4 protein-coding genes are annotated in these 2,834 nt (G+C 63.8%); all 4 read left to right on the plus strand.

All coding sequences use genetic code 11. The features are described from left to right. The coding region (locus AC1DT3_RS17035; protein WP_477466423.1) for a ribonuclease J at positions 1 to 1,325 on the plus strand (1,325 nt) is incomplete at its 5' end. A gap of 6 nt (positions 1,326 to 1,331) precedes the next feature. Next, entirely contained in the window at positions 1,332 to 1,736 is a 405-nt protein-coding gene (mce, locus tag AC1DT3_RS17040) for a methylmalonyl-CoA epimerase (protein ID WP_477466424.1), read from the plus strand. 10 nt (positions 1,737 to 1,746) lie between these two features. Beyond that, a complete protein-coding gene (locus AC1DT3_RS17045) occupies positions 1,747 to 2,082 on the plus strand; it encodes a DUF1467 family protein (protein ID WP_477466425.1) in 336 nt (111 codons plus the stop codon). 106 nt (positions 2,083 to 2,188) lie between these two features. Then, a partial coding sequence (locus tag AC1DT3_RS17050) for a GMC family oxidoreductase (protein ID WP_477466426.1) occupies positions 2,189 to 2,834 on the plus strand: 646 nt, incomplete at its 3' end.

Consider the following 2,834-nt stretch of genomic DNA (forward strand, 5'->3'; position numbering starts at 1 on the left):
GTGCGCCCAAGATCGACCTCAACGAGATCTCTCCCGGTCAGCGGCTGAAGATCGGACCTTTCGATCTCGAATACGTCCCCGTGGCCCACTCGATTCCGGAATCGAACGCGCTTGCGATCCGCACGCCGCATGGGCTCGTCGTTCACACTGGCGACTGGAAGCTGGATGCAACGCCCTACCTGGGTAGCCTGACGTCGGAGGAGACGTTTCGGGCCTTGGGCGACGAGGGCGTGCTCGCATTGATCTGCGATTCCACCAATGTCGTTCGCGAGGGAACGAGCCCCAGCGAAGCGGACGTGTCCAGCCACCTTACAGAACTCATCCGGAGCGCTCCGCAGCGTGTCGCGGTGACGACCTTTGCGTCCAACGTGGCGCGCATCCGCTCTGTCGCAGAAGCCGCGCGAGAAGCCGGGCGCGAGGTTGTTCTCGTCGGACGCGCCATGGACCGGGTCGTCGACGTTGCGAAGGAATGCGGTTTTCTCGACGGCCTGCCGGAATTTCGGACGCCCGACACCTTCGGCTATCTGCCGCGCGACAAGGTCGTGGCGATCCTCACGGGATCGCAAGGGGAGCCGCGCGCTGCGATGGCGCGCATTGCGCAGGACGAGCATCCGGACATTGCATTGTCCAAGGGCGATCGCGTGATCTTCTCGTCGCGCGCCATTCCCGGCAATGAAAAGGCCGTCGGTGCGATCATCAACAGCTTGATCGAACAGGGCGTCGAGGTCATTACCGACCGCACTAATCTGGTGCACGTCTCGGGCCACCCCCGGCGCGGCGAACTCGCTCAGATGTATCAATGGACACGCCCGCGGATCGCCATACCCGCTCACGGCGAAGCGCTGCACCTCGAGGAACACGCGAAATTCGCAAGAGCGCAGGGGATCGCGGAGGTCATCCGCGCCCGCAATGGCAGCATCGTGCGGCTCGCGCCGGGGCCGGCGGAGATCATCGCTACGGTCCCCGTGGGACGCGTTTACCGGGACGGCAACATTGTGCTCGATGCGGGCGAACGCGCAGTCCCCGAGCGTCGCAAACTTTCATTCGCCGGCCTGGTGAGCGCTGCGATCGCAATCGAGGAGGACGGCGAGATCGCCGGTGACCCGATCATCGAGACCATGGGCTTGCCGGCCAAAACCCGCAACGGCGAAGCGTTCGACGATTTGATCGCGGATGTGGTGTCGGATGTTCTCGACGGCCTGTCGAAAGGCAAGCGGCGCGATCCGGACACGGTCGAGAACGCGGTCAAGCGCGCCATCCGGGCCAAGGTCAACGAGGCCTGGGGCAAGAAGCCCGCCTGCCACGTGCTGGTGATCGAGGTATAGGCGGTCATGATCGGACGCCTCAACCATGTCGCCATCGCGGTGCCGAACCTGGAAGCGGCGTCGCGCCTCTATCGCGAGACGTTGGGTGCGGATGTCTCCGCACCGGAGGCTTTGCCGGAACACGGCGTCACGGTCGTGTTCATTACGCTGCCCAACACCAAGATCGAGCTGTTGGAGCCCCTCGGTGCGGCTTCGCCCATCACGAAGTTTCTGGAGAAGGCTCCTGACGGAGGCATTCACCACATCTGCTACGAAGTGGACGATATTCTCCAAGCGCGTGATCGCCTGATCGCAGGCGGCGCGCGGGTGCTCGGATCCGGCGAACCGAAGATCGGCGCGCATGGGAAGCCGGTGCTGTTTCTTCACCCGAAAGATTTCAACGGCACGCTCGTCGAGCTCGAGCAGGCTTGAGGGTTGCGCATTGGTTCGTTTCGTCAAATCCATCGCCGCATCGTTCTGGACCACGGCTCTCGTCATCGTAGCGATCTCGGCGATGGCGATCGCCATCTCAGTGCTCGCCTTCGGCCTGCGCGTCAGCGGCGGTACGGGCCTCTATTTCGTCATCTGGTGGATCGCTCTCTTCGCGGTGCTCCCGTTCGGCGTTCAGAGCCAGAGCGAAGCGGGCGAGGTCGTGAAGGGGTCTGAGCCAGGCGCGCCGGCCTATCCGGCCCTTCGCGAAAAGGCGATCTGGAACACACTCCTGTCGAGCGTCATCCTATTGATCATCGCGGGTGTGTTGCCGCTTTCCGGCTTGTGATCTCGCCGCGCATTCGCTTGTCAGACTTTCCTCCCGTGGCGCAATCGCTCAGCCAGGTTCTATGCTGGCGCCGGGAGGACCATTCTTGACGCCACAGCCACGTGACATGGGTCGTTTCGATTACGTCGTCGTCGGAGCGGGATCGGCCGGCTGCGTGCTCGCCAACCGCCTGTCGGCGGACGGGTCGAAGCGCGTGCTCGTGCTGGAGGCGGGCGGGCGCGACAATTGGATCTGGTTTCACATTCCGGTCGGCTACCTGTTCGCGATCGGCAATCCGCGCGCCGATTGGATGTTCAAAACCGAGCCGGAACCCGGCCTCAACGGACGCGCCCTCGCTTATCCGCGCGGAAAAGTCATCGGCGGATCGTCGGCGATCAACGCGATGATCTACATGCGCGGGCAGGCGGCCGATTACGATCACTGGCGCCAGAACGGTCTCCCTGGCTGGGGGTGGGACGATGTGCTGCCGCATTTTCTGGCGATGCAGGATCACGCGCGGCCGCCCAGCGATCTGCATCGCTCAGGGGGCGAGTGGCGGGTCGATTATCCGCGGATGCACTGGGCCCTCCTCGATGCGGTCCAGGACGCGGCGGAGAGCATCGGCATTCCCAAGGTCCTGGATTTCAATCGTGGCGACAACGAAGGCTCGTCCTATTTCCAGGTCAACCAGAAGAACGGAAGGCGTTGGAGCGCGGCGCGGGGCTTTCTGGTTCCGGCCCTCAGGCGGCCAAACCTCCAACTGGAAACCGGGG

This window comes from Microvirga sp. P4_G7, from assembly GCF_056401005.1.